Origin of the sequence: Streptomyces sp. PA03-5A, assembly GCF_033792725.1 — a bacterium.
Lineage (GTDB): Bacteria > Actinomycetota > Actinomycetes > Streptomycetales > Streptomycetaceae > Actinacidiphila.
Genome location: NZ_JARAVL010000012.1, coordinates 73709 through 95782, shown reverse-complemented (window position 1 = coordinate 95782; position 22074 = coordinate 73709). Strand labels below are relative to the sequence as shown.

The window sequence follows — 22074 nt, the reverse complement described above, 5'->3', positions numbered from 1 at the left end:
CGATGGCGCAACAGGGACGGATGGCCAGAGCACGCCAGTGGTGGACGAGCACACCTCGCCTGATCCGACGCTTCAGCATCATCCTGATCCTTGTCGGAGCCGCCCTAACCGGCGGAGGCCTCTGGCTCGACCACACCAATTGGTGGGAAGGCCACGGCTTCCTCATCAACCTCGCCTCCAGTCTCACCTCCCTGTGCTTCGGAGTCCCCACCGCTCTGCTCGTCCTCAGCCATCTAGGCAACGCCCAATCAGACGCACGCCAAACACGACGAGCCCGCGAATCTGCCATCCAAGAGATCGCAGACTTCCAGCGCGCCCTACTCGACGCCTTCAACGTGGCGAGCACCGCTGACCTGGCCGACACGCTTCTCCGTATGCAGGTGGAGCTGCGCGAGCTTCGCCTCCAGCCGAACCCCGAGAGAGCCGAGGCCACCGCCGGCTTGATCAACAACTTCACGGACCTGTTGAAGAATGCCGGGCCCAGACCCCGCAGGCCCAGGCCGACCAGCTGGTCAGAGCTGCCCAGTGAGGGGCGGCAATGGGGGCTGATGCGGACATGGCACGTCAGGGTCGTGTCCCAATGGAAGATTCTTAACGACGAGGTACGCCCCCAAGTGACGGGCTGCGGTCTGCCCTGGCTCACGAAAACCCCGGCCACGGAAGCCGAGCAGGCCGCCAGGCTGCTCCTCAGCGAGGACAGGCGCAACCCCTGGAAACTGCCGGCGAACGCCAACGACTCTGCTGGCATTACCGTCATGGGGCACTTTGCCCGCGACCTGTGGAGCCTGTGCAACACGGCTGAAGCCCTGGCCACTCTGTACCCGTCACCAGAGGCCATTCACGCACCATGAGGCACGTCTTTGGAGCTCCTCCTGACACACACATTCCCAAGGTCGCGGGATAGGAAGCTCGATCCAGCGCGGGGAAGGTGCCGAGCTCACCATCACGGAGCCCGGCGGCCATCTACTCATGTTTGGCCCGCGCACCATGGTGACCTCGTGGTCCGGGAGGACGCTCACCAGGTCGCTAGGAAGACATCCTCAGAACGATGTTCCAAGGATTCCACCCTCTTCGGTGTCGAGGACGACTCTCCTCACTCCGTCTAGAAACCCGTCTTCGTTACCAATGGCAACTGGCACGTCGTTGCTATTCATGGTGCAGATGTACTGACTGCCAGTATCCGAGACTGTTTGCTTCACAAGCGACAGAGCCGCTGCAATCTGGCGGGGGTCAACTCCATCAAAGACGACTGAATCGTGAATCAAGAACCCAGGGTGATGGTTGCCGTCTGAGCCTTCTGCCATCAAAGTGAGATCGAAGCAGAGCAGTTGCATGCGAGTCACACCTCCGCTGGCCGAGGTGGACACGCGGATCGTGAACTTGTAGCCGAGATCGTCTACCTCTGCGGTCAAGACCCCGCCGACTCCGTATAGCTCCTGCAACAAGCGGTCGAATCGCGTTGCAATGGAATCGAGCTTTCCTCTATTGACGGCGAGATCTCGCGCCGTCTCCTGGCGGAGCTGGGCTTTTGCAAGCCGAATATCTTCCATGGCTTGCGCCAGGTCGCGTGCGTTTTGAAGTGCCGTTTCCACCTCAGACACGCGAGCCGCAGCCTGGGCACACTCGTTCTGCAGAGCCGCGAGCTCTTCGAGTGCCCCGCCGGCGTCAAGAACCGCGAGAATGGAGTTTCTCGAATTCGTGAGACTCTTGATTTTTTCCCTGTTCTTCAGCGAGAGTGGGGGAGTGGTCTCCTCGTCCTCCTACTACCGGGCCTGGCAGGAGGCTCGCCTGCTGGCGCTGCCGCCGGTGGTGGCCGCATCGCCCCTCGCCCGGCGACCCTACGACCTGCGGCACTCGGCGCTGTCGACGTGGCTGAACGCCGGTGTGGACGCGACCGAGGTTGCCGAACGGGCGGGCAACAGCGTGGAGGTGCTGCTGAGTCGGTACGCGAAGTGCATCGACGGGCGGCAGGAAGTTGCGAACCGGCGCATCGAGGATCTACTTCGCGAGTACGAGTAGCGCACCTCCTCGACTGAGCGGCAACCCCGTCCAGGGGTCTCGTCGTTTCAGTCGCACCCGAGGTACCTGCCGAGCCCCCTCCATGGCTTGTCCGTGGGCTCTTAATATGAGGTGCTCCGCCAGCCGTTCTATGCCTCTGGGTCAAGCGCCCGAAGCATTGTCAACAGGCCGCGAAGGGGGAGCAACTCATCTTCCGCCTCGGCATCCAGGTCAGGATTTAGATGCATGAGATCATTCCGGAAGCTAGCTGCAACGCGAAGGCGATCCACGAATAGGTTCTGATCGATGCCCCAGCCGAGCTGATCCCACGTCGCTCGTGATTCAAGTATCCAGGGATATTCACCGAGCGTGAGGTGTCGCGCTTCGTGGACCCGTGTACGGCGGTTGCCTCGCAACTGATTTCGAATTTGATCAAGCGTAATCCTCTGATGCCGAAGTGCCCGGTCGATGATGCGCCGCAGTCGACGCTCAATCTCGGCAATGAGGAGAAATGGGCGGAGCTGGCTGCCGAGTTGAGACGTGAGGTCTGCAGTGGTGACGATACCGATAATCCTTCGCTCGGCGTCCCGGACGAATATAGATCCCAGGCGATAGATCTCAGGGATCCATTCAAGTAGATCCTCTTCGCCGTCGACTTCGCGCACCTGGCGGGTCGTGGCGTCCGTCAGGGTCGGAGCAGGGTTGGAAAGATAAGCCATTCCAATGGTTTCCCAGCTTACCGCGCCCCGGAGCCGCCTGTCTGCATCCAAAATGGGCAACTGCGAGAAGTTATTGAGACCCATAAGGGTTGTCGCGCGCCTTAGGTCGTCATCTGGCCCCACCCAAGTGAGCGACGAAGCGATATCAGCAGAGGGCAGCTGCCGTATCCGAAATGTCACGGGTTGGTCATCCGTATTCGTTGCCGGAGGCAGCTCTTGAGCCGTGGGGACGTGGATGCCCGCATCGGGTTCCACGCCAACGGGGACAACGTTGACCGTGCTGTTGATGCTGCCCTCGGAGAACGGTGGATTGGTTGACAGGCCGAGGGCGTCGAGACTTGCTCGGATTTCGTCCACGACGGACAGCCTTCGATGGCTGTGGCCCCAGATCGCGAGCAAATTCCGGATCGTGAGACTGACTGGCCTTCCCTCTGCGACTGACTCTCGGACGAACTCCTCCAGGCGCTCTGGAGAGGCAAGCTTCGTCGCGATGAGAGAGGCATCAGACGCTCCTGGGTCCACGCCGTGCTCGGCGACACTGACCATGCGCTCGGCGGCCTCGTTTCGGCTCAGCTCGAACACAGTAAGAAGCGAACCGAGACTGTCACGCAGGTCCGGCTGAACGGTGTCCCGGTCGATGTCGGTGCGGATCCAATGGATCCGCCGAACGTGCCGCAAGGCTGGGTTTGCATCCGGGCGGTACTGATAGGGACTCGCCACTCGACCCGCGGCGAGCCGGCGGCCTCCCACAGGGGTGATGACGAGGTCGCCAAGGGCTATCTCCTCGCGAAACCTCCAGAGTTGCCCCGTCCAGTTACCGATGACCTGGGCGCTGAGTTCCGGGTAAGTCTCCGCGACCACCCTGCGCATCTGGTCCCGGTTCGGCACTTGGCTAAGGTCACCGACTTCGCTCCAGCCGGCGATGGCGAGTCCTTCGCGAAGCGCTGCGTCTGCCCGCTCGCCGCCCCGTCCTGCTCGAACTACCCAAGCCTGCACCATGTTCACTCCCCCAGAGATTCGGCGGGGGCTACCGTACTGGCAGAGCGCCCGGCGATGTCGGAGTGGTTCGGCTATTCCCCGGGTTTGTATAGGTGCCAGCTGGCGCCGAGGGCCTTCCCACGGGTTGCGCTCCACTGATCTGCGAGAGCCTCATGTGATCCAACTCGCTGGGGCCTCCTCGGCAGGGGTGTCACCTAATGACGCCCCAAGATCCCGTCCACGGATAGTCCACAGACCCTGTCTTACAGCCACCTTCGGCGGCACACGCCTGCGCCTACGCAAAGACCCCGCACTCAGCGTCTTGGCTGGTGGCGGGGTCTTTTGGCACCTCGTGCGAGGTGCCCCCGGCAGGATTCGAACCTGCGCACACGGCTCCGGAGGCCGTTGCTCTATCCCCTGAGCTACGGGGGCGTGTCGGCCGCTGTGGCGGCGACGGGTGAAACCTTACCAGCCTGGAAGGGGTGTCCGTGTACAGGGTTTCCGGGGAGGCGGGTTGCTGGTGGGGAGGGGGTGGCGGGCGTGCCCCGCGCCGCGTGCCGGTGGCATAGCCCATGGCGGCGGCGCGTGTCCGGCGCACCGGTGCGGGGTCCCCCGGTCGGGGAAGGAATGGGGAAAACGCGGACGCATCCGATCCGGCGCGCCTAGGCTCTGAATGTGCCGGGCGAGTCCGGCCGGGTGCTTGTCGTCGACGACAACAAGGTCATCCGGCAGCTGATCAGGGTCAACCTCGAGCTGGAGGGCTTCGAGGTCGTGACCGCGGCCGATGGTGCCGAATGCCTGGACGTGGTGCAGCAGGTGCGCCCCGATGTGGTGACCCTGGACGTCGTCATGCCGCGGCTGGACGGGATACGGACGGCGGCCCGCCTCCGCTCGGACCCCCGCACCCGTGACGTGCGGATCGTCGTGGTCAGCGCCTGCACCCAGGCCGAGGTGGAGCGCGGCGTCGCCGCCGGGGTGGACGCCTTCCTCAGCAAGCCCTTCGAGCCCGGCGAGCTGCTCAGCGTGGTGCGCGGGCTCGTCGACAAGGACGTCGACGCACCCCAGCAAGGCGCGTCGGCGGGCACCCCGGGCACTGCCTGACGGCGGGTGACCAGGGATGACCAAAGGGTGAAACCCGTTCGCGTCGGTACCCCCCTCCTCGCCTACGCTTGCGTCTGTGACCCCCGCTGAGCTCTCCCGCACCGTGCTCGCCACGGTCCGTCGTGCCGTGGAGGCCGACGAGCTCAGCCTCGCGGGCCCGGTGCCCGAGCGGGTCGTCGTGCGCAGGCCGCCGCGGCCCGGGTGCGGGGACTACGCCACGAACGTGGCCCTGCAGCTGGCCCCCCTGACCGGCGTCGCGCCGCTCGCCGTCGCGGACGTCATCGGCCGCCGGCTCGCCGCCGCCCCCGGCATCGCCCGGGTGGACGTCGCCGCACCGGGGTTCCTCAACATCACCCTCCAGGGGGAGTCCCACGAGGCCCTCGTCGATCTCGTACGCGAGCAGGGCCACCGCTACGGGGTGGGGGAGCACGAGGCCGCGGCCCTCCCCGCACCCAGCGGCGAGGGCCGTGCCGACGCCTACGCCGCCGCCCTCCGCCGGCTCCACGCGGCCACCGGCATCGAGCCGCCCGCGCGGCGGCCGTACCCCGTACGGGAGACGCCGGACGAGCTGGCCGGCAGCCTCGGCGCCGACGCCACCGCCTGGGCGCTGCTGCGCCCGCCCGCCGAGGACGCCCCCCGCACCGACCCCGCGGCGCACCTGGCGCAGCGCGAGGACAACCCCCTGTTCCGGGTCCGGTACGCTCACGCCCGAAGCCGGGCCCTGTTGCGCAATGCCCACGACCTGGGCCTGGAACCCGGCGCCGAATCCGGCCGCCGGGATCCCGCGGAGACCGAACTGCTCGGCCTGATCGCCGACTTCCCCCGCACCGTGGAGGCCGCTGCCCGGCACGGCGCACCCGACCGGGTGGCGCGGTTGCTGGAGCGCACGGCCGATGCCTTCCTCCGTTTCCACGACGAGTGCCCGGCGCTGCCGAAGGGCGAGGAGAAACCCTCGGCCGTTCACGGGGCCCGCCTGGCGCTCGCCGACGCCGCCGGGACCGTGCTCGCCAACGGCCTGACCCTGCTCGGCATCAGCGCCCCCCGACACCTGTGAGAGCAGAGAGCACGAGACGATGAGCCGTTCCGCACACCCCGCCGGGCCCCGTTACGCCGACGTCCTCCCCGAGGGTCACTACGCGGCGCCGCCCGCCGACCTGAACACCCTGGACCCCCGGGTCTGGGCCCGTACCGTCACCCGCGACGCCGAGGGCGTCGCCACCGTCGGCGGACTGGACGTCCGCGGCCTCGCGGAGGAGTTCGGCACCCCCGCCTACATCCTGGACGAGGCCGACTTCCGGGCCCGCTGCCGTGCCTGGCGCGAGGCCTTCGGCGCGGACGCCGACGTCTTCTACGCGGGCAAGGCGTTCCTGTCCCGCGCCGTGGTGCGCTGGCTGAACGAGGAGGGGCTCAACCTCGACGTGTGCTCCGGCGGGGAACTGGCCGTGGCGCTGTCCGCGGGGATGCCGGCCGACCGGATCGCGCTGCACGGCAACAACAAGACCACCGAGGAGATCCGCCAGGCCGTCGAGGCCGGGGTGGGGCGGATCGTGGTGGACTCGTTCCAGGAGATCGTCCGGGTGGCGGACGCCGCGCAGAAGCTGGGCAGGCGGCAGCGGGTGCAGGTCCGCGTCACGGTCGGCGTCGAGGCGCACACCCACGAGTTCATCGCCACCGCGCACGAGGACCAGAAGTTCGGTTTCTCCCTGGGCGGCGGGGACGCGGCCGAGGCGGTGCGCCGGGTGCTGCGCCTGGACTCGCTCGAACTGGTCGGCATCCACTCGCACATCGGCTCGCAGATCTTCGACACCTCCGGCTTCGAGGTGGCGGCGCACCGGGTGATCGGCCTGCTGCGGCAGATCCGCGACGAGCACGGGGTGGAGCTGCCCGAGATCGACCTCGGCGGCGGCCTCGGCATCGCGTACACCCCGGACGACGACCCGCGCGAGCCGCACGAGATCGCCAAGTCGCTGGGGGAGATCGTCTCCCGCGAGTGCCGGGGCGCGGAGCTCGCCGTCCCGCGGCTGTCGGTCGAGCCGGGCCGGGCGATCGTGGGCCCGACGGCGTTCACCCTGTACGAGGTGGGGACGATCAAGCCGCTGGAGGGCCTGCGGACGTACGTGAGCGTGGACGGCGGCATGTCGGACAACATCCGCACCGCGCTGTACGACGCCGAGTACAGCGTCGCGCTGGTGTCGCGGTCGAGCGACGCCGAGCCGATGCTGAGCCGGGTCGTCGGCAAGCACTGCGAGTCGGGCGACATCGTGGTGCGCGACGCCTTCCTCCCCGCCGACCTGGCGCCCGGCGACCTGCTGGCGGTGCCGGCGACGGGTGCGTACTGCCGCTCGATGGCCAGCAACTACAACCACGCCCTGCGCCCCCCGGTGGTCGCCGTCAAGGACGGCGAGGCCCGGGTGATCGTCCGGCGCGAGACGGAAGAAGATCTCCTGCGTCTCGACGTCGGCTGACGTGAAATCTCACATAGAAGGAGACCGGTCTCGCGATCCGGACAGCACGTGGAAACTTCCGTCCGGTGCGTGAGACTGGGACCGTCCAAGAGGCTTGAAAAGCCGTAAACCGCGAAGCGAGGTCGGATGATGCGTACGCGTCCGCTGAAGGTGGCGCTGCTGGGCTGTGGTGTTGTCGGCTCAGAGGTGGCGCGCATCATGACGACGCACGCGGACGACCTCGCCGCGCGGATCGGCGCACCGGTGGAGCTCGCCGGCATCGCGGTACGGCGGCCCAACCGGGTGCGCGCGGGCGTGCCCGCCGAGCTGCTCACCACCGACGCGACCGCCCTGGTCAAACGCGGGGACATCGACGTGGTCGTCGAGGTGATCGGCGGCATCGAGCCCGCCCGCTCCCTGATCACCACCTCCTTCGAGCACGGCGCCAGCGTGGTGTCCGCCAACAAGGCGCTGCTGGCCGCCGACGGCGCCGCGCTGCACGCCGCGGCCGTCGAGCACGGGGTGGACCTCTACTACGAGGCCGCGGTCGCCGGCGCCATCCCGCTGATCCGCCCGCTGCGCGAGTCGCTGGCCGGCGACAAGGTCAACCGGGTGCTGGGCATCGTCAACGGCACGACCAACTTCATCCTCGACAAGATGGACACCACCGGCGCCGGCTACTCCGAGGCGCTGGACGAGGCCACCGCGCTGGGCTACGCCGAGGCCGACCCGACCGCCGACGTGGAGGGCTTCGACGCCGCCGCCAAGGCCGCGATCCTAGCGGGCATCGCCTTCCACACCCGGGTGACCATCGACGACGTGCACCGCGAGGGGATCACCGAGGTCACCGCGTCCGACATCGCCTCGGCCAAGAAGATGGGCTGCACGGTGAAGCTGCTGGCGATCTGCGAGCGCAGCGCCGACGGCCGTTCGGTCACCGCCCGCGTCCACCCGGCGATGATCCCGCTGACGCACCCGCTGGCCAGCGTGCGCGAGGCGTACAACGCGGTCTTCGTGGAGGCCGCGGCCGCCGGCCAGCTGATGTTCTACGGCCCCGGGGCGGGCGGCTCGCCGACGGCCTCCGCGGTGCTGGGCGACCTGGTGGCGACCTGCCGCAACAAGCTGGCCGCCACCACCGGGCCGGGGGAGTCGGCGTACGCGCAGCTCACCGTCAGCCCGATGGGTGACGTGGTGACGCGGTACCACATCAGCCTGGACGTGGCGGACAAACCGGGTGTCCTGGCCCAGGTGGCCACGGTCTTCGCCGAGCACCAGGTGTCGATCGACACCGTTCGTCAGCAGGGAAGGAATCCGGGCGGCGGCGACGGAGTCGTCGTCGAGCAGGGTGGTGGCGGGCGACGGGAGGGCGGGGAGGCGTCGCTCGTCGTCGTCACCCACCGGGCGCCGGACGCGGCGCTCGCGGCGACCGTCGAGGCGCTGCGCAAGCTCGACACCGTCCGGGGCGTCGCCAGCATCATGCGTGTGGAAGGGGAGTAATCCAGCGATGAACGCAGTGTCTGCCGGCCGCGTGCCGGCCACCCACCAGTGGCGCGGCCTCATCGAGGAGTACCGGGAGCGGCTCCCGGTCGGCGCGGCGACCCCCGTGGTCACGTTGCTGGAGGGCGGGACCCCGCTGGTCCCCGCCCAGGTGCTGTCCGAGCGCACGGGCTGCGACGTGTACCTGAAGGTGGAGGGCGCCAACCCCACCGGCTCCTTCAAGGACCGCGGCATGACCATGGCGATCTCCAAGGCGAAGGAGGAGGGCGCGCAGGCGGTCATCTGCGCCTCCACCGGCAACACCTCCGCCTCGGCCGCCGCGTACGCGGTGCGGGCCGGGATGGTGTGCGCCGTCCTGGTGCCGCAGGGCAAGATCGCGCTGGGCAAGATGGGCCAGGCGCTGGTGCACGGGGCGCGCATCCTTCAGGTGGACGGCAACTTCGACGACTGCCTGGACCTGGCCCGCGGCCTGTCCGACAAGTACCCGGTGGCGCTGGTCAATTCGGTGAACCCGGCCCGTATCGAGGGCCAGAAGACCGCCGCCTTCGAGATCGTGGACGCGCTCGGCGACGCGCCGGACATCCATGTGCTGCCGGTCGGCAACGCCGGGAACATCACCGCCTACTGGAAGGGCTACCGCGAATACCGCGCGGACGGCGTGTCGACGCGCAATCCGCGCATGTGGGGCTTCCAGGCCGCCGGCGCCGCGCCGATCGTGCTGGGCCACCCGGTGCGCCAGCCGCAGACGATCGCCACCGCGATCCGGATCGGCAACCCGGCGTCGTGGCAGTTCGCCGAGGAGGCGCGGGACGAATCCGGGGGCCTGATCGACTCGGTGACGGATCGTCAGATCCTGTCGGCGTACCGGCTGCTCGCCGCGCAGGAGGGCGTCTTCGTCGAGCCGGCCTCCGCCGCGAGCGTCGCCGGGCTGCTGAAGGCCGCCGAGCAGGGCGCGGTCGACCCTGGCCAGCGGATCGTCTGCACCGTCACCGGCAACGGCCTGAAGGACCCCGACTGGGCGGTCGCCGGCGCGCCGCAGCCCATCACGGTCCCGGTGGACGCCGACACCGCCGCGGACCGGCTCGGGCTGCTCTGACCCCACGGGACGACAGGGGCGCACGGAACCGCACGCGACACGCATCACGCGCTGTCCGTGCGCCCTATGTCGCAGGAGAACCTTCCTTCGATAGGCTTGCCCCACACCGGCGCCGCCGCACGCCGTTCTGGCCCATGCCATTGGCATCCTCCTCGCGGGATCCCCTTGGTACGGTCCCCCAAGTCCTCGCCGCCGTACGGCAACGATGCCGCGGCATCGCGAGGCAGAAACGCCCTGGAAACAAGGAGAGTCATCGAACGATGGCCGGACCAGCCTTCCGCGCCGCCGCCGTCCGAGTGCGGGTCCCCGCGACCAGCGCCAACCTCGGACCGGGCTTCGACGCCTTCGGCCTGGCGCTCGGACTCTACGACGACGTCGTGGTCCGGGTGGCCGACTCCGGTCTGCACGTCGACATTGCCGGCGAAGGCGCCGACTCGCTCTCCCGCGACGAGAACCACCTGGTCGTACGGTCCCTGCGCACCGCCTTCGACCTGCTCGGCGGTCAGCCGCGCGGCCTGGAGGTCGTGTGCGCCAACCGCATCCCGCACGGCCGCGGCCTCGGTTCCTCCTCCGCCGCCATCTGCGCGGGCATCATGGCCGCCCGCGCGGTGACGATAGGCGGGCAGGAGAAGCTCGACGACGCCGCGCTGCTGGAACTGGCCAACGAGATCGAGGGCCACCCGGACAACGTCGCCGCCTGTCTGCTCGGCGGCTTCACACTGGCCTGGACCGAGGGCGGGGCCGCCCACGCGGTCCGTATGGACCCCTGCGAGTCGGTCGTTCCGGTGGTCTTCGTGCCGGGCAGGCCGGTGCTGACCGAGACCGCCCGGGGGTTGCTGCCGCGCACCGTCCCGCACGTGGACGCCGCGGTCAACGCGGGACGCGCCGCACTCCTGGTCGAGGCCCTCACCCGGCGCCCCGACCTGCTGCTCCCCGCCACCGAGGACCGGCTGCACCAGGAGTACCGGGCGCCCGCGATGCCGGAGAGCACGGCACTGGTGAACCGGCTGCGCGCCGAGGGCGTCCCCGCTGTCATCTCGGGTGCGGGACCCACGGTGCTGGCGCTGGCGGACGAGGACACCGCCGACAAGGTCTCCCGGCTGGCGGCCGAGGGGTGGGCGGCGAACCGCCTGGCCCTCGACGCGGCGGGGGCGAGTGTGCTGCCGCTCGCTGTGGGGCAGTGACACGATTGCCGGTCGTAGAGAGGGGGAATGTTTGTTGGATCCGGTAGTGTTAATCTCATTGCTGCACCCGTGGACTCAGGCGCCCGCCTGCTGGACCTGTTGTCCCGGTGCCTTGTGTCCCGCATCGGGACCGCCCATTCTTCCGGGAGCCTCCCACACCGCATAGGCAGCCTGCCTGGGCAGTGCCGAGCACGCTCCGGAGACGGCGCGGGTGACGTTTCACCCGAGAGTGGACTCTCACCTCGCCGGTAACTGTGTTTTTTTGTTCCACATCATTTCCTCCGCCATCAGGCGGACCACCGCCCCGGGTCCGGCGTAAGTGATAAGGACCGGATCCGGACAGCACGACCGGTCGCCGAGCCAGACAGGCCGACGTCCGCTCCAGGGAAGGACCCTTCGTGAGCGACACCACCGATCTGATGGGCGTACGCGCAGACAGCCCTGTCGCCGCGTCCGATGCTGCCGCGCCTGCCACCGGTGCTGCCACTGCCCCCGCCGCGCGGCGCCGCCGCGCCGGTACCGGTCTTGACGGCATGGTCCTGGCCGAGCTGCAGCAGCTCGCCTCCGGTCTCGGCATCAAGGGCACCGCGCGGATGCGCAAGAGCCAGCTCATCGAGACCATCAAGGCCGCGCAGTCCGGCAGCGGCGCCAAGGCCACCGCCTCCGAGGGCGCGCCCGCCGCCGAGAAGCCGAAGCGCCGGGCGACCTCGCGCACCCGTACGGGTGAATCCGCCGAGGCCGGGAACCAGGGCGCCGAGCAGCAGCCGAAGCAGATCGAGATCCCCGGCCAGCCGGCCGGCGAGAAGACCGCACCCGCGGCCAAGGCCAAGGCGGAGTCCGCCAAGGCCGAGCAGTCCGCCGAGGGCCGTGCCGAGGCCGCCGTGGACAGCGCCGAGGGCAGGTCCGGCGACGCCAAGGGCGGCGACGAGCGCCGCGAGAGCCGCCGCGACCGTCAGCGGGACCGTCAGCGCGACCGCCGCAAGGGCGGCGAGGACGGCGGCCAGCAGCGTCAGCAGCAGGGCGGCGGCCCCCAGGGCCAGCAGCAGGGCGGCGGTCCGCAGGGCGGCGGCCACCAGGACGACGACGAGTTCGACGGCAGCGGCCGCCGGCGCCGGGGCCGTTACCGCGACCGCCGCGGGCGGGGCGGCAACCGCCGCGACGACTTCGCGGGTGAGCCGCAGGTCGCCGACGACGACGTCCTGATCCCGGTCGCGGGCATCCTCGACATCCTCGACAACTACGCGTTCATCCGGACCTCGGGCTACCTGCCCGGCCCGAACGACGTGTACGTCTCGCTCGCCCAGGTCCGCAAGAACGGCCTGCGCAAGGGTGACCACGTCACCGGTGCCGTCCGGCAGCCGAAGGACGGCGAGCGCCGCGAGAAGTTCAACGCCCTGGTGCGCCTGGACTCCGTCAACGGCATGGCGCCGGAGAGCGGCCGCGGCCGTCCGGAGTTCGGCAAGCTCACCCCGCTGTACCCGCAGGAGCGGCTGCGGCTGGAGAACGAGCCCGGCCAGCTGATCACCCGGATCATCGACCTGGTCGCCCCGATCGGAAAGGGCCAGCGCGGCCTGATCGTGGCCCCGCCGAAGACCGGTAAGACGATCATCATGCAGGCCATCGCCAACGCGATCACCCGCAACAACCCCGAGTGCCACCTGATGGTCGTCCTCGTCGACGAGCGTCCGGAAGAGGTCACCGACATGCAGCGGTCGGTGAAGGGCGAGGTCATCTCCTCGACCTTCGACCGTCCCGCCGAGGACCACACCACCGTCGCCGAGCTCGCCATCGAGCGCGCCAAGCGGCTGGTGGAGCTGGGCCACGACGTCGTCGTCCTGCTGGACTCCATCACCCGTCTGGGCCGCGCGTACAACCTCGCGGCGCCCGCCTCCGGCCGCATCCTGTCCGGTGGTGTCGACTCGACCGCGCTGTACCCGCCGAAGCGCTTCTTCGGTGCCGCGCGCAACATCGAGGACGGCGGCTCGCTGACCATCCTGGCCACCGCGCTGGTCGAGACCGGCTCGCGCATGGACGAGGTGATCTTCGAGGAGTTCAAGGGCACCGGCAACATGGAGCTCAAGCTCGACCGGAAGCTCGCCGACAAGCGGATCTTCCCCGCGGTGGACGTCGACCCGTCCGGCACCCGCAAGGAGGAGATCCTGCTGGCTCCGGACGAGCTGAACATCGTCTGGAAGCTGCGCCGGGTGCTGCATGCGCTCGACTCGCAGCAGGCGATCGAGCTGCTGCTGGACAAGATGAAGCAGACCAAGTCCAACGCCGAGTTCCTGATGCAGATCGCCAAGACCACCCCGGGCGGCAACAACGACTGACGCCCCGGCGTCGGCACGGCCCAGGAGGCCGGTCCCGTCACTTCGGTGACGGGACCGGCCTTCCGTCGTCCCCGGCCGCTCGTGCGCGGCCGCTCGTGCCCGCCCGCGGCACCGACCGGATGGCTCTCACCTGCGGCGGATCCGGCGCGTCCCGAGGCGGGGCGCTCCCGGACCCGCTGTCATTGCCCTGTGCGGGCACCTCTCCCGTGCCTGATCGGGCACGGGAACGGGTACCCCAACCATGAGGAGCCGATCAGGACAGAGGAGCCGATGGCCGATCACGCGGACGACGGACGAGCCGCCCGGCGACGCCGGCGCAGCCCCCGCCGACGGGCCCTGCGGATCACCGCCTGGGTCGTGGCGACGTTCCTCCTGCTGGCCACCACCGCCGTCGGCTGCCTCTACCTCAAGCTCAACGGCAACATCAGGGGCATCGACATCAACGCCCTCCTCGGACGCGACCGGCCGGCCGACGTCGACAACGGCTCGATGGACATCCTCGTCCTCGGCTCCGACTCCCGCTCCGGCAGCAACCAGAAGGCCGGCGGCGGCCAGGACGACGGCACCGCCCGCTCCGACACCGCGATGATCGTCCACGTCTACCAGGGGCACCACCGGGCGAGCGTGGTGAGCATCCCCCGCGACACCCTCGTCGACCGCCCGGCGTGTGCCGAGCCCGGCGGCGGCACGGCCCCGCCCCGCCGGGGCGAGATGTTCAACGAGGCGTACTCGATCGGCGGCCCGGCCTGCGCGGTCAAGACGGCCGAGACGATGACCGGCATCCGCATGGACCACTACATCGAGGTCGACTTCTCCGGCTTCCAGCACCTCATCGACGCCCTCGGCGGCGTCACCGTCACCACCAGCCAGGCCATCAGCGACAACCGGAGCCATCTGCACCTGCCGGCCGGCACGCACCACCTCGACGGCAAGCAGGCCCTCGGCCTGGTCCGCACCCGTCACGGGGTGGGGGACGGCAGCGACCTGGGCCGGATAAGGCTGCAGCAGGCCTTCCTCAGCGCCCTGGTGGACCGGGTGAACAGCATCGGGCTGCTGAGCTCGCCGACCCGGCTCTACGAGATCGCCGACACCGCCACCGGCGCCATCACCACCGACTCGGAGCTGGCGTCGGTGAAGAAGCTGGTCGGCCTCGGGGAGAGCCTGAAGGACCTGGGCTCCAAGGACATCAACATGGTCACCATGCCGGTGCGCTACGACCCCGCCGACCCCAACCGCGTCCTGCCGATCCCCGACCAGGCCGAGCAGGTCTGGGCCGCGCTACGGGCCGACAAGCCGATCCCCAGGTCCGCCACGAAGGGCTCGGCGGGTGATGACGTCGACACGAACGGTGTGGTCAGGAGCTCCTCGCAGCCGTCCGCGACGGGATCGGAATAGATCGCCGCGGACCCCGGTTTGGGCAGATGCGGCCAGTGCTGGCAGACTGGTACGTCGGCCCCGGTTCACGTGACGCAAGCCCGCAGCACGACCCGGGACCCTCCCGAACACTAGGAGAATCCCTTGAAGCGCGACATCCACCCGGAGTACGTGGAGACGCAGGTCAGCTGCACCTGCGGCAACTCGTTCACCACCCGCAGCACCGTCACCGAGGGCGTCATCCGCGCCGACGTGTGCTCCGCGTGCCACCCGTTCTACACGGGCAAGCAGAAGATCCTCGACACCGGTGGCCGCGTGGCCCGCTTCGAGGCCCGCTTCGGCAAGGCGGCCGGGTCCGCCAAGAAGTAGCGACCCGAAAGCGCCGGTCCACGGCTGCCCGGATATCCTCCGGCGGCCGGACCGGCGCTTTGTCGTCCCAGGCTGGTACACCGGCGTTCACCCCTTCCAGAAGCAGGGATCCTGATGTTCGAGGCGGTCGAGGAACTGATCGGCGAGTACGCCGACCTCGAGAAGAAGCTTGCCGACCCGGCGGTCTTCGCCGACCAGGCCAACGCGCGCAAGCTCAACAAGCGCTACGCGGAGCTGACCCCCATCATCGGCACCTACCGCGGCTGGAAGCAGACCGGCGAGGACATCGGCACCGCGCGCGAACTGGCCGCGGACGACCCCGACTTCGCCGCCGAGGTGAAGGAGCTGGAGAAGCAGCGCGAGGAGCTCACCGAGCGCCTGCGGCTGCTGCTCGTCCCGCGTGACCCCAGCGACGACAAGGACGTGATCCTGGAGGTCAAGGCGGGCGAGGGCGGCGAGGAGTCCGCGCTGTTCGCCGGCGACCTCCTGCGCATGTACCTGCGCTACGCCGAGCGCCAGGGCTGGAAGACCGAGATCATCGACGCCAACGCCTCCGACCTCGGCGGCTACAAGGACGTCCAGGTCGCGGTGAAGACCAAGGGCGGCAACGGTGCCACCGAGCCCGGCCAGGGCGTCTGGGCCCGGCTGAAGTACGAGGGGGGCGTGCACCGCGTCCAGCGCGTGCCGGCCACCGAGTCGCAGGGCCGGATCCACACCTCCGCCGCCGGTGTGCTGGTGACCCCCGAGGCCGACGAGGTCGAGGTCGAGGTCAACGCCAACGACCTGCGGATCGACGTCTACCGCTCCTCGGGCCCCGGCGGCCAGTCGGTCAACACCACCGACTCCGCGGTGCGCATCACCCACCTGCCCTCCGGGCTGGTCGTCTCCTGCCAGAACGAGAAGAGCCAGCTGCAGAACAAGGAGTCGGCGATGCGCATCCTGCGCTCCCGGTTGCTGGCCGCCGCGCAGGAGGAGGCCGAGCGCGAGGCCTCCGACGCCCGCCGCAGCCAGGTGCGGACGGTGGACCGCAGCGAGCGCATCCGCACCTACAACTTCCCGGAGAACCGCATCTCCGACCACCGCGTCGGCTTCAAGGCGTACAACTTGGACCAGGTCCTCGACGGGGAACTGGACGCGGTGATCCAGGCCTGCGTCGACGCCGACTCGGCCGCCAAGCTGGCTGCCGCGGGCGACGGAAGCTGAACCGGAGGCGGAGAACGTGAACCTGCTGCTCGCCGAGGTCGCCCAGGCGACCCAGCGGCTGGCCGACGCCGGCGTTCCCTCGCCGCGGTTCGACGCCGAGGAGCTCGCGGCGTACGTGCACGGGGTGAAGCGCGGCGCGCTGCACACCGTCGCGGACGCCGACTTCGACGCGCGCTACTGGGAGGCCGTGGCCCGCCGTGAGGCCCGCGAGCCGCTGCAGCACATCACGGGCCGCGCGTTCTTCCGGTACCTGGAGCTCCAGGTGGGCCCCGGGGTCTTCGTGCCCCGCCCGGAGACCGAGTCGGTCGTCGGGTGGGCCATAGACGCCGTGCGCGCCATGGACGTCGCCGAGCCGCTCATCGTCGACCTGTGCACCGGTTCGGGCGCCATCGCGCTCGCCCTGGCGCAGGAGGTGCCGCGCAGCCGGGTGCACGCGGTGGAGCTGTCCGACGAGGCGCTGGTGTGGGCCCGCAAGAACGTCGAGGGCAGCAAGGTCGACCTGCGGCAGGGCAACGCCCTGGAGGCCTTCCAGGACCTCAACGGCCAGGTGGACCTGGTGATCTCCAACCCGCCGTACATCCCGCTCACCGAGTGGGAGCACGTGGCGCCGGAGGCCCGCGACCACGACCCCGAGATGGCGTTGTTCTCCGGTGAGGACGGCCTGGACACCATCCGCGGCATCGAGCGCACCGCGCACCGGCTGCTGCGGCCGGGCGGGGTCGTCGTCATCGAGCACGCCGACACCCAGGGCGGCCAGGTGCCCTGGATCTTCACCGAGGAGGCCGGCTGGGCGGACGCCGCCGACCACCCCGACCTCAACAACCGTCCCCGGTTCACCACTGCCCGCAAGGCGACGCCGTGACCACGGCGCCACACGTCATGGAGGTCTGCTGATGGCACGGCGTTACGACTGCTCGGACGCGACGGACCGGGTTGCCGGACTGCGCGAGGCCGCGTCCGCCGTACGCCGCGGCGAGCTCGTGGTGCTGCCCACCGACACCGTCTACGGGATCGGCGCGGACGCGTTCAACACCGAGGCCGTCGGCGACCTGCTGGAGGCCAAGGGCCGGGGCCGCAACATGCCCTCGCCCGTCCTGGTCGGCTCCCCGAACACCCTGCACGGCCTGGTCACCGACTTCAGCGAGCAGGCCTGGGAGCTGGTCGACGCCTTCTGGCCGGGCGCCCTCACCCTCGTCGCCCGTCACCAGCCGTCGCTCCAGTGGGACCTGGGGGACACCCGCGGCACCGTGGCCGTCCGCATGCCGCTGCACCCGGTCGCCATCGAACTGCTGACCGAGACCGGCCCGATGGCCGTCTCCAGCGCCAACCTGACCGGTCACCCCTCCCCGCAGGACTGCGACGCGGCGCAGGAGATGCTCGGCGACTCCGTCGCGATCTACCTCGACGGCGGCCCGACGCCCGCGGCCGTACCGTCCTCGATCGTGGACGTCACCGGCAAGGTGCCCGTCCTGCTGCGGGCGGGCGCGATCAGCGCGGAGCAGCTCCGTGAGGTCGTCCCCGACCTGGAGGTCGGCAATTGACACCGCCCATACCCGGGCAGTGGGATCACGGCGAGCGCCCGTTCCGCATCCTCCACGTCTGCACCGGCAACGTCTGCCGCTCGCCCATGGCCGAGCGGCTGACCCGGCACGAGCTGACGCTGCGGCTCGGTGACGGCGCCGCGGGGATCGTCGTGGAGAGCGCCGGCACCTGGGGGCACGAGGGCTCGCCGATGGAGGCGCACGCCGCCACGGTGCTCGCGGAGTACGCCGCCGACCCCACGGGGTTCCTCGGCCGCGAACTCCTCGACGACCACGTGATCGACGCCGACCTCGTTCTGACCGCGACCCGCGACCACCGCGCCCAGGTGATCTCCATGGGGCACGCGGCGGGGCTGCGCACCTTCACGCTCAAGGAGTTCACCCGGCTGGTGAAGGCGATAGACCCGGCGACGCTGCCGGAGGGCAGCGTGACCGAGCGCGCGCGGTCCCTGGTGCGCGCCGCGGCGGCCCTGCGCGGGTGGCTGCTGGCGCCCACCCCCGACGCGGACGAGGTGTACGACCCGTACGGCGCCCCGCTGACGTTCTTCCGCAGCATCGGCGAGGAGATCCACGACGCGCTGGACCCCGTCCTGACCGCGCTCACCGGGATGCCGGCGCCCACCGCCTGACCGCCCCGGGCGGAAGGTTTCAGCACGACGCACGTGGCCCTCGGGGCGGCTGCCGCGGCACGGCGGCGCGGCCCCTGGCGGAAACCCGGCCCCCGGTGGAGCACAACGCGGCGCGAAATGTCCGGAAGGGTGCAACAGTGGCAGGTGAGAACCTTCCCAGCCGCCCCCGGGAGCGCCGCCATGCCCACCGCGGAAGCGTCTTCACCCCACATAGTCACCCCCACGCTCCCGGCCTGGGGCCGCGGCTTCGACGAGCTGCGCGCCCATGACCCCGAGCTGGCCGACATCCTCCTCGGGGAGGCCCAGCGGCAGGCCTCGTGCCTGCAGTTGATCGCCGGCGAGAACTTCACCTCCCCGGCCGTCCTGACGGCGCTCGGCTCGCCGCTCGCCAACAAGTACGCCGAGGGCTACCCCGGTCACCGCCACCACGCCGGGTGCGAGCTGGTGGACCTGGCCGAGCGGCTGGCCGTCGAAAGGGCCACACGGTTGTTCGGAGCCGCGCACGCGAACGTGCAGCCCTACTCCGGCTCCTCGGCCGTGCTGGCCGCCTACGCGGCCCTCCTGGTCCCCGGTGACACCGTCCTGGCGATGTCGCTGGCCCACGGCGGCCACCTCACCCACGGATCCGAGTCGAACTTCTCCGGCCGCTGGTTCCGCTTCGCCGGCTACGGGGTGACGCGGGGCGAAACCTTCGAGGAGGGCGGCCTGATCGACTACGAGCAGTTGCGGGTCCTGGCCCACCGCCACCGCCCGAAGGCGATCGTCTGCGGCGGCATCGCCTACCCCCGGCACATCGACTACGCCGTCTTCCGGGAGATCGCGGACGACGTCGGCGCGTACCTGATAGTGGACGCCGCGCACACGCTCGGCCTGGTCGCCGGCGGGGCCGCCCCCAACCCGGTGCCGTACGCGGACGTGGTGTGCGCCACCACGCACAAGACGCTCCGCGGCCCGCGCGGCGGGCTGGTCCTGTGCGGCGCGGACCTGGCCCGGCGCATCGACCGGGCGGTCTTCCCGTTCTCGCAGGGCGGCCCCCACATGCACGCCGTCGCGGCGAAGGCGGTGGCCCTCGCGGAGGCGGCGCGGCCGGAGTTCGCGCTCTACGCGCACCAGGTCGTCGCCAACGCCCGCACGCTCGCCGGGGCGCTCGCCGCGCGCGGCCTGCGCATCGCCACCGGCGGCACGGACACGCACCTGATCGCCGCCGACGTCTCGGCCCTGGGGGTCACCGGGATGCGCGCCCGCGGGCTGTGCGCGGCCGCCGGGATCGTGCTGGACAAGTACACGCTGCCGTACGACACGGAGCCCTGCGCGGCCGGTTCCGGCATCCGTCTGGGCACCGCGTCGGTGACCACCCAGGGGATGGGCGAGGAGCAGATGCCGCAGGTCGCGGACCTGATCGTGCGGGCGCTGCGGGAGGAGCGGGGACTGGCGGGCGAGGTCGCGGAACTGGTCGAGGGCTTCCCTCCGTACCCCGGCTGAGACGCGCTTCACAGGGGGCGCGGGCCGACCCCGGGAGTGGTGTGTGCAACCCTGGGTACCCGCTGTGAGTCTTCGTCTGTGTTTACAGTCGCCACCCGGACGCGAATAGGGTGTGGCCGTGCGCGAGTACCTCTTGACCCTCTGCGTGGCAGCCGCCGTGACCTACCTCCTCACGGGGCCGGTGCGGAAGTTCGCCATCGCGGCGGGCGCCATGCCCGAGATCCGTGATCGTGACGTCCACCGCGAACCCACGCCACGCCTCGGCGGCATCGCCATGTTCGGCGGTCTGTGCGCGGGCCTGCTGGTGGCGGCCCACCTGACCAACCTCAAGAGCGTCTTCGAGCTCTCCAACGAGCCACGGGCACTGCTCTCCGGCGCCGGGCTGATCTGGCTGCTGGGCGTGCTGGACGACAAGTGGGGCGTGGACGCGCTGATCAAGCTGGGCGCGCAGATGATCGCGGCCGGCGTGATGGTGCTGCAGGGTCTGACCGTGCTGTGGCTGCCGATCCCGGGCAAGGGCATCGTCGCGCTCACACCGGTGCAGTCGACCCTGCTGACCGTGGCCCTGGTCGTGATCACGATCAACGCGGTGAACTTCGTCGACGGACTCGACGGACTCGCGTCCGGAATGGTGTGCATCGCCGCGATCGCGTTCTTCATGTACGCCTACCGCATCTGGTACGGATACGGCATCGAGGCCGCCGCCCCGGCGACGCTGTTCAGCGCGATCCTCATCGGGATGTGCCTGGGCTTCCTGCCGCACAACTTCCACCCCGCGCGGATCTTCATGGGTGACTCGGGCTCGATGCTGATCGGCCTGGTGCTGGCCTCCGGCGCGATCTCCATCACCGGCCAGACCGACCCCGACGCCATCACCAACCTCACCGGCTCGACCCGGGACACCACGCACTTCATGGTGCCGGTCTACATGCCGCTGCTGCTGCCGCTGACGCTCATCGCGATCCCGGCGGCCGACCTGGTGCTGGCCATCGTGCGCCGCACCTGGAACGGGCAGTCGCCGTTCGCCGCCGACCGCGGCCACCTCCACCACCGGCTGCTGGACATCGGCCACTCGCACAGCCGGGCCGTGTGGATCATGTACTTCTGGTCCGCGCTGATCTCCTTCGGCGCGGTCGCCTTCTCGGTCAACTCCTCCAGCCTGTGGATCGTCCTGGGCATCGTGATGCTGAGCGCCATGGGACTGATCGCCCTGCTCATGCCGCGCTTCCGGCCCCGGGCCCCGCGCTGGGCCGAGGCGTTCGTCCCGCCGCGCTACCGCCGTACCCGGGTGGAGGCGGCGCAGGCGGCGCACGCCGCCGCGGCGGCCACGATCGCCGCGGGGGAGGCCCCCGGCGTCAACGGCGCGACCGCGCTCAGCGCACGGTCCCTGGTGGACGCCGGACGGGGTGCGGGCACCCGTCCGTAGGCCGGCCGCGCGATAGCACAGCCGTGGTGCGGCGTCAGGTAGGCGCCACGACGGTTACTCCTTCCGTGTGACAGGTCACACACGAACCGGGTAAAGACCTCATCAAATAGTTTGTGATACCGTTCACGAGAACCCGGAATCAAGCCGAAAGACCCTAGTGCGATGGTCTTCCGGCGTGAGGCATGTCCTCGCAGCCGGGCTACCCTCGTCCTCGACGACCCCTGTACCCCAACCTCGCCGGAGGAGCTGCCGCCATGCAGTCCAACGACGTCCGAACGCTCCTGAACTGCGCCGTGCCCGCCGCTGCCGCGGGGGTGATCGCGGTGGCTGTGTCAGGCATGCTCGCGGGCGGCAAGGGCGCGATCGGCGCGGGCTTCGGCGCGGTGGTGGTGATCGTGTTCATGGGAATCGGTCTGACGGTGCTTCAGCGCACCGCCCGTTCCTACCCCACGCTGTTCCAGGCGATGGGCCTGATGCTCTACACCGTGCAGCTGCTGCTCCTGGCCATCGTGCTGGCCGTGTTCAAGCACACGACGCTGTTCGACACCCAGGTGTTCGCCTTCACCCTGCTCGGTACGACCCTGGTGTGGATCGCCGCCCAGGCCCGTGCTCATATGAAGACCAAGATGCTGTACGTGGAGCCCGGATCCGCCGGAACTCCGTCGTGAACAGCAGGGCCGGTGCGGGCGAACTTCCGCTCGTT

19 protein-coding genes, 1 tRNA gene and 1 pseudogene are annotated in these 22074 nt (G+C 70.0%); 18 read left to right on the top strand and 3 right to left on the bottom strand.

Annotated elements, in window-relative coordinates:
• Positions 1-2: 2 nt before the first annotated feature.
• Positions 3-851 carry a hypothetical protein gene (locus PV410_RS17035; protein ID WP_500325374.1) on the top strand — a complete coding sequence of 283 codons (849 nt, stop codon included), beginning with the start codon at positions 3-5 and terminating at the stop codon, positions 849-851.
• 189 nt (positions 852-1040) lie between these two features.
• On the opposite strand, the gene PV410_RS17030 is transcribed toward PV410_RS17035, so the two are convergent.
• Entirely contained in the window at positions 1041-1601 is a 561-nt protein-coding gene (locus tag PV410_RS17030) for a DUF2326 domain-containing protein (protein ID WP_500325372.1), read from the bottom strand.
• Between the two features lie 118 nt (positions 1602-1719).
• Between PV410_RS17030 and PV410_RS17025 the strand changes: the two are divergent.
• Positions 1720-2019, top strand: a pseudogene (locus PV410_RS17025) (tyrosine-type recombinase/integrase); the annotation flags it as partial.
• A gap of 128 nt (positions 2020-2147) precedes the next feature.
• On the opposite strand, the gene PV410_RS17020 reads toward PV410_RS17025, so the two are convergent.
• Together PV410_RS17020 and PV410_RS17015 are read right to left on the bottom strand one after the other, a co-directional pair.
• Positions 2148-3716 (bottom strand): DUF8426 domain-containing protein, encoded by a 1569-nt coding sequence (locus PV410_RS17020; RefSeq protein ID WP_500325569.1) that lies wholly within the window; start codon positions 3714-3716, stop codon positions 2148-2150.
• Positions 3717-4055: 339 nt separating this feature from the next.
• Positions 4056-4127, bottom strand: a tRNA-Arg gene (locus tag PV410_RS17015).
• A gap of 237 nt (positions 4128-4364) precedes the next feature.
• Here PV410_RS17015 and PV410_RS17010 point away from each other — a divergent pair.
• From PV410_RS17010 to PV410_RS16935, 16 genes are all read left to right on the top strand, one after another.
• Complete coding sequence (locus PV410_RS17010) at positions 4365-4796, top strand: response regulator (protein WP_500325568.1); 432 nt, start codon at positions 4365-4367, stop codon at positions 4794-4796.
• Between the two features lie 76 nt (positions 4797-4872).
• Entirely contained in the window at positions 4873-5850 is a 978-nt protein-coding gene (nrtL, locus tag PV410_RS17005; RefSeq protein WP_500325370.1) for an ArgS-related anticodon-binding protein NrtL, read from the top strand.
• A 19-nt stretch (positions 5851-5869) separates the two neighbouring features.
• Positions 5870-7261: a diaminopimelate decarboxylase gene (lysA, locus tag PV410_RS17000; RefSeq protein WP_500325368.1), complete on the top strand. Its 1392-nt coding sequence runs from the start codon at positions 5870-5872 to the stop codon at positions 7259-7261.
• Positions 7262-7387: 126 nt separating this feature from the next.
• The gene (locus PV410_RS16995; protein WP_500325366.1) at positions 7388-8737 is read left to right on the top strand and encodes a homoserine dehydrogenase; all 1350 of its coding nucleotides are present in this window, start codon (positions 7388-7390) and stop codon (positions 8735-8737) included.
• A gap of 7 nt (positions 8738-8744) precedes the next feature.
• Positions 8745-9833: a threonine synthase gene (thrC, locus tag PV410_RS16990; RefSeq protein WP_500325364.1), complete on the top strand. Its 1089-nt coding sequence runs from the start codon at positions 8745-8747 to the stop codon at positions 9831-9833.
• A 260-nt stretch (positions 9834-10093) separates the two neighbouring features.
• Positions 10094-11017 carry a homoserine kinase gene (gene thrB / locus PV410_RS16985; protein WP_500325362.1) on the top strand — a complete coding sequence of 308 codons (924 nt, stop codon included), beginning with the start codon at positions 10094-10096 and terminating at the stop codon, positions 11015-11017.
• Positions 11018-11415: 398 nt separating this feature from the next.
• The gene (rho, locus tag PV410_RS16980; RefSeq protein WP_500325360.1) at positions 11416-13347 is read left to right on the top strand and encodes a transcription termination factor Rho; all 1932 of its coding nucleotides are present in this window, start codon (positions 11416-11418) and stop codon (positions 13345-13347) included.
• Positions 13348-13617: 270 nt separating this feature from the next.
• Entirely contained in the window at positions 13618-14742 is a 1125-nt protein-coding gene (locus PV410_RS16975) for an LCP family protein (RefSeq protein ID WP_500325359.1), read from the top strand.
• A gap of 123 nt (positions 14743-14865) precedes the next feature.
• Positions 14866-15090, top strand: coding sequence for a 50S ribosomal protein L31 (gene rpmE / locus PV410_RS16970; RefSeq protein WP_431965655.1), 225 nt, complete (start codon positions 14866-14868; stop codon positions 15088-15090).
• Between the two features lie 114 nt (positions 15091-15204).
• Positions 15205-16293, top strand: a complete 1089-nt coding sequence (gene prfA, locus PV410_RS16965) for a peptide chain release factor 1 (protein WP_499514030.1) — start codon at positions 15205-15207, stop codon at positions 16291-16293.
• 16 nt (positions 16294-16309) lie between these two features.
• Positions 16310-17155 carry a N5-glutamine methyltransferase family protein gene (prmC, locus tag PV410_RS16960; protein WP_499514031.1) on the top strand — a complete coding sequence of 282 codons (846 nt, stop codon included), beginning with the start codon at positions 16310-16312 and terminating at the stop codon, positions 17153-17155.
• A gap of 31 nt (positions 17156-17186) precedes the next feature.
• Positions 17187-17834: an L-threonylcarbamoyladenylate synthase gene (locus PV410_RS16955; RefSeq protein WP_500325356.1), complete on the top strand. Its 648-nt coding sequence runs from the start codon at positions 17187-17189 to the stop codon at positions 17832-17834.
• Positions 17831-18463: an arsenate reductase/protein-tyrosine-phosphatase family protein gene (locus tag PV410_RS16950; protein ID WP_499514033.1), complete on the top strand. Its 633-nt coding sequence runs from the start codon at positions 17831-17833 to the stop codon at positions 18461-18463. Before PV410_RS16955 ends, PV410_RS16950 begins: the two co-directional genes overlap by 4 nt.
• 180 nt (positions 18464-18643) lie before the next feature.
• Positions 18644-19945: a serine hydroxymethyltransferase gene (gene glyA, locus PV410_RS16945; RefSeq protein WP_500325354.1), complete on the top strand. Its 1302-nt coding sequence runs from the start codon at positions 18644-18646 to the stop codon at positions 19943-19945.
• 118 nt (positions 19946-20063) lie between these two features.
• Positions 20064-21371, top strand: coding sequence for an MraY family glycosyltransferase (locus PV410_RS16940; RefSeq protein ID WP_500325352.1), 1308 nt, complete (start codon positions 20064-20066; stop codon positions 21369-21371).
• Between the two features lie 254 nt (positions 21372-21625).
• A complete protein-coding gene (locus tag PV410_RS16935; protein WP_499514036.1) occupies positions 21626-22039 on the top strand; it encodes a Cg1360 family ATP-synthase-associated protein in 414 nt (137 codons plus the stop codon).
• Positions 22040-22074 lie beyond the last annotated feature (35 nt).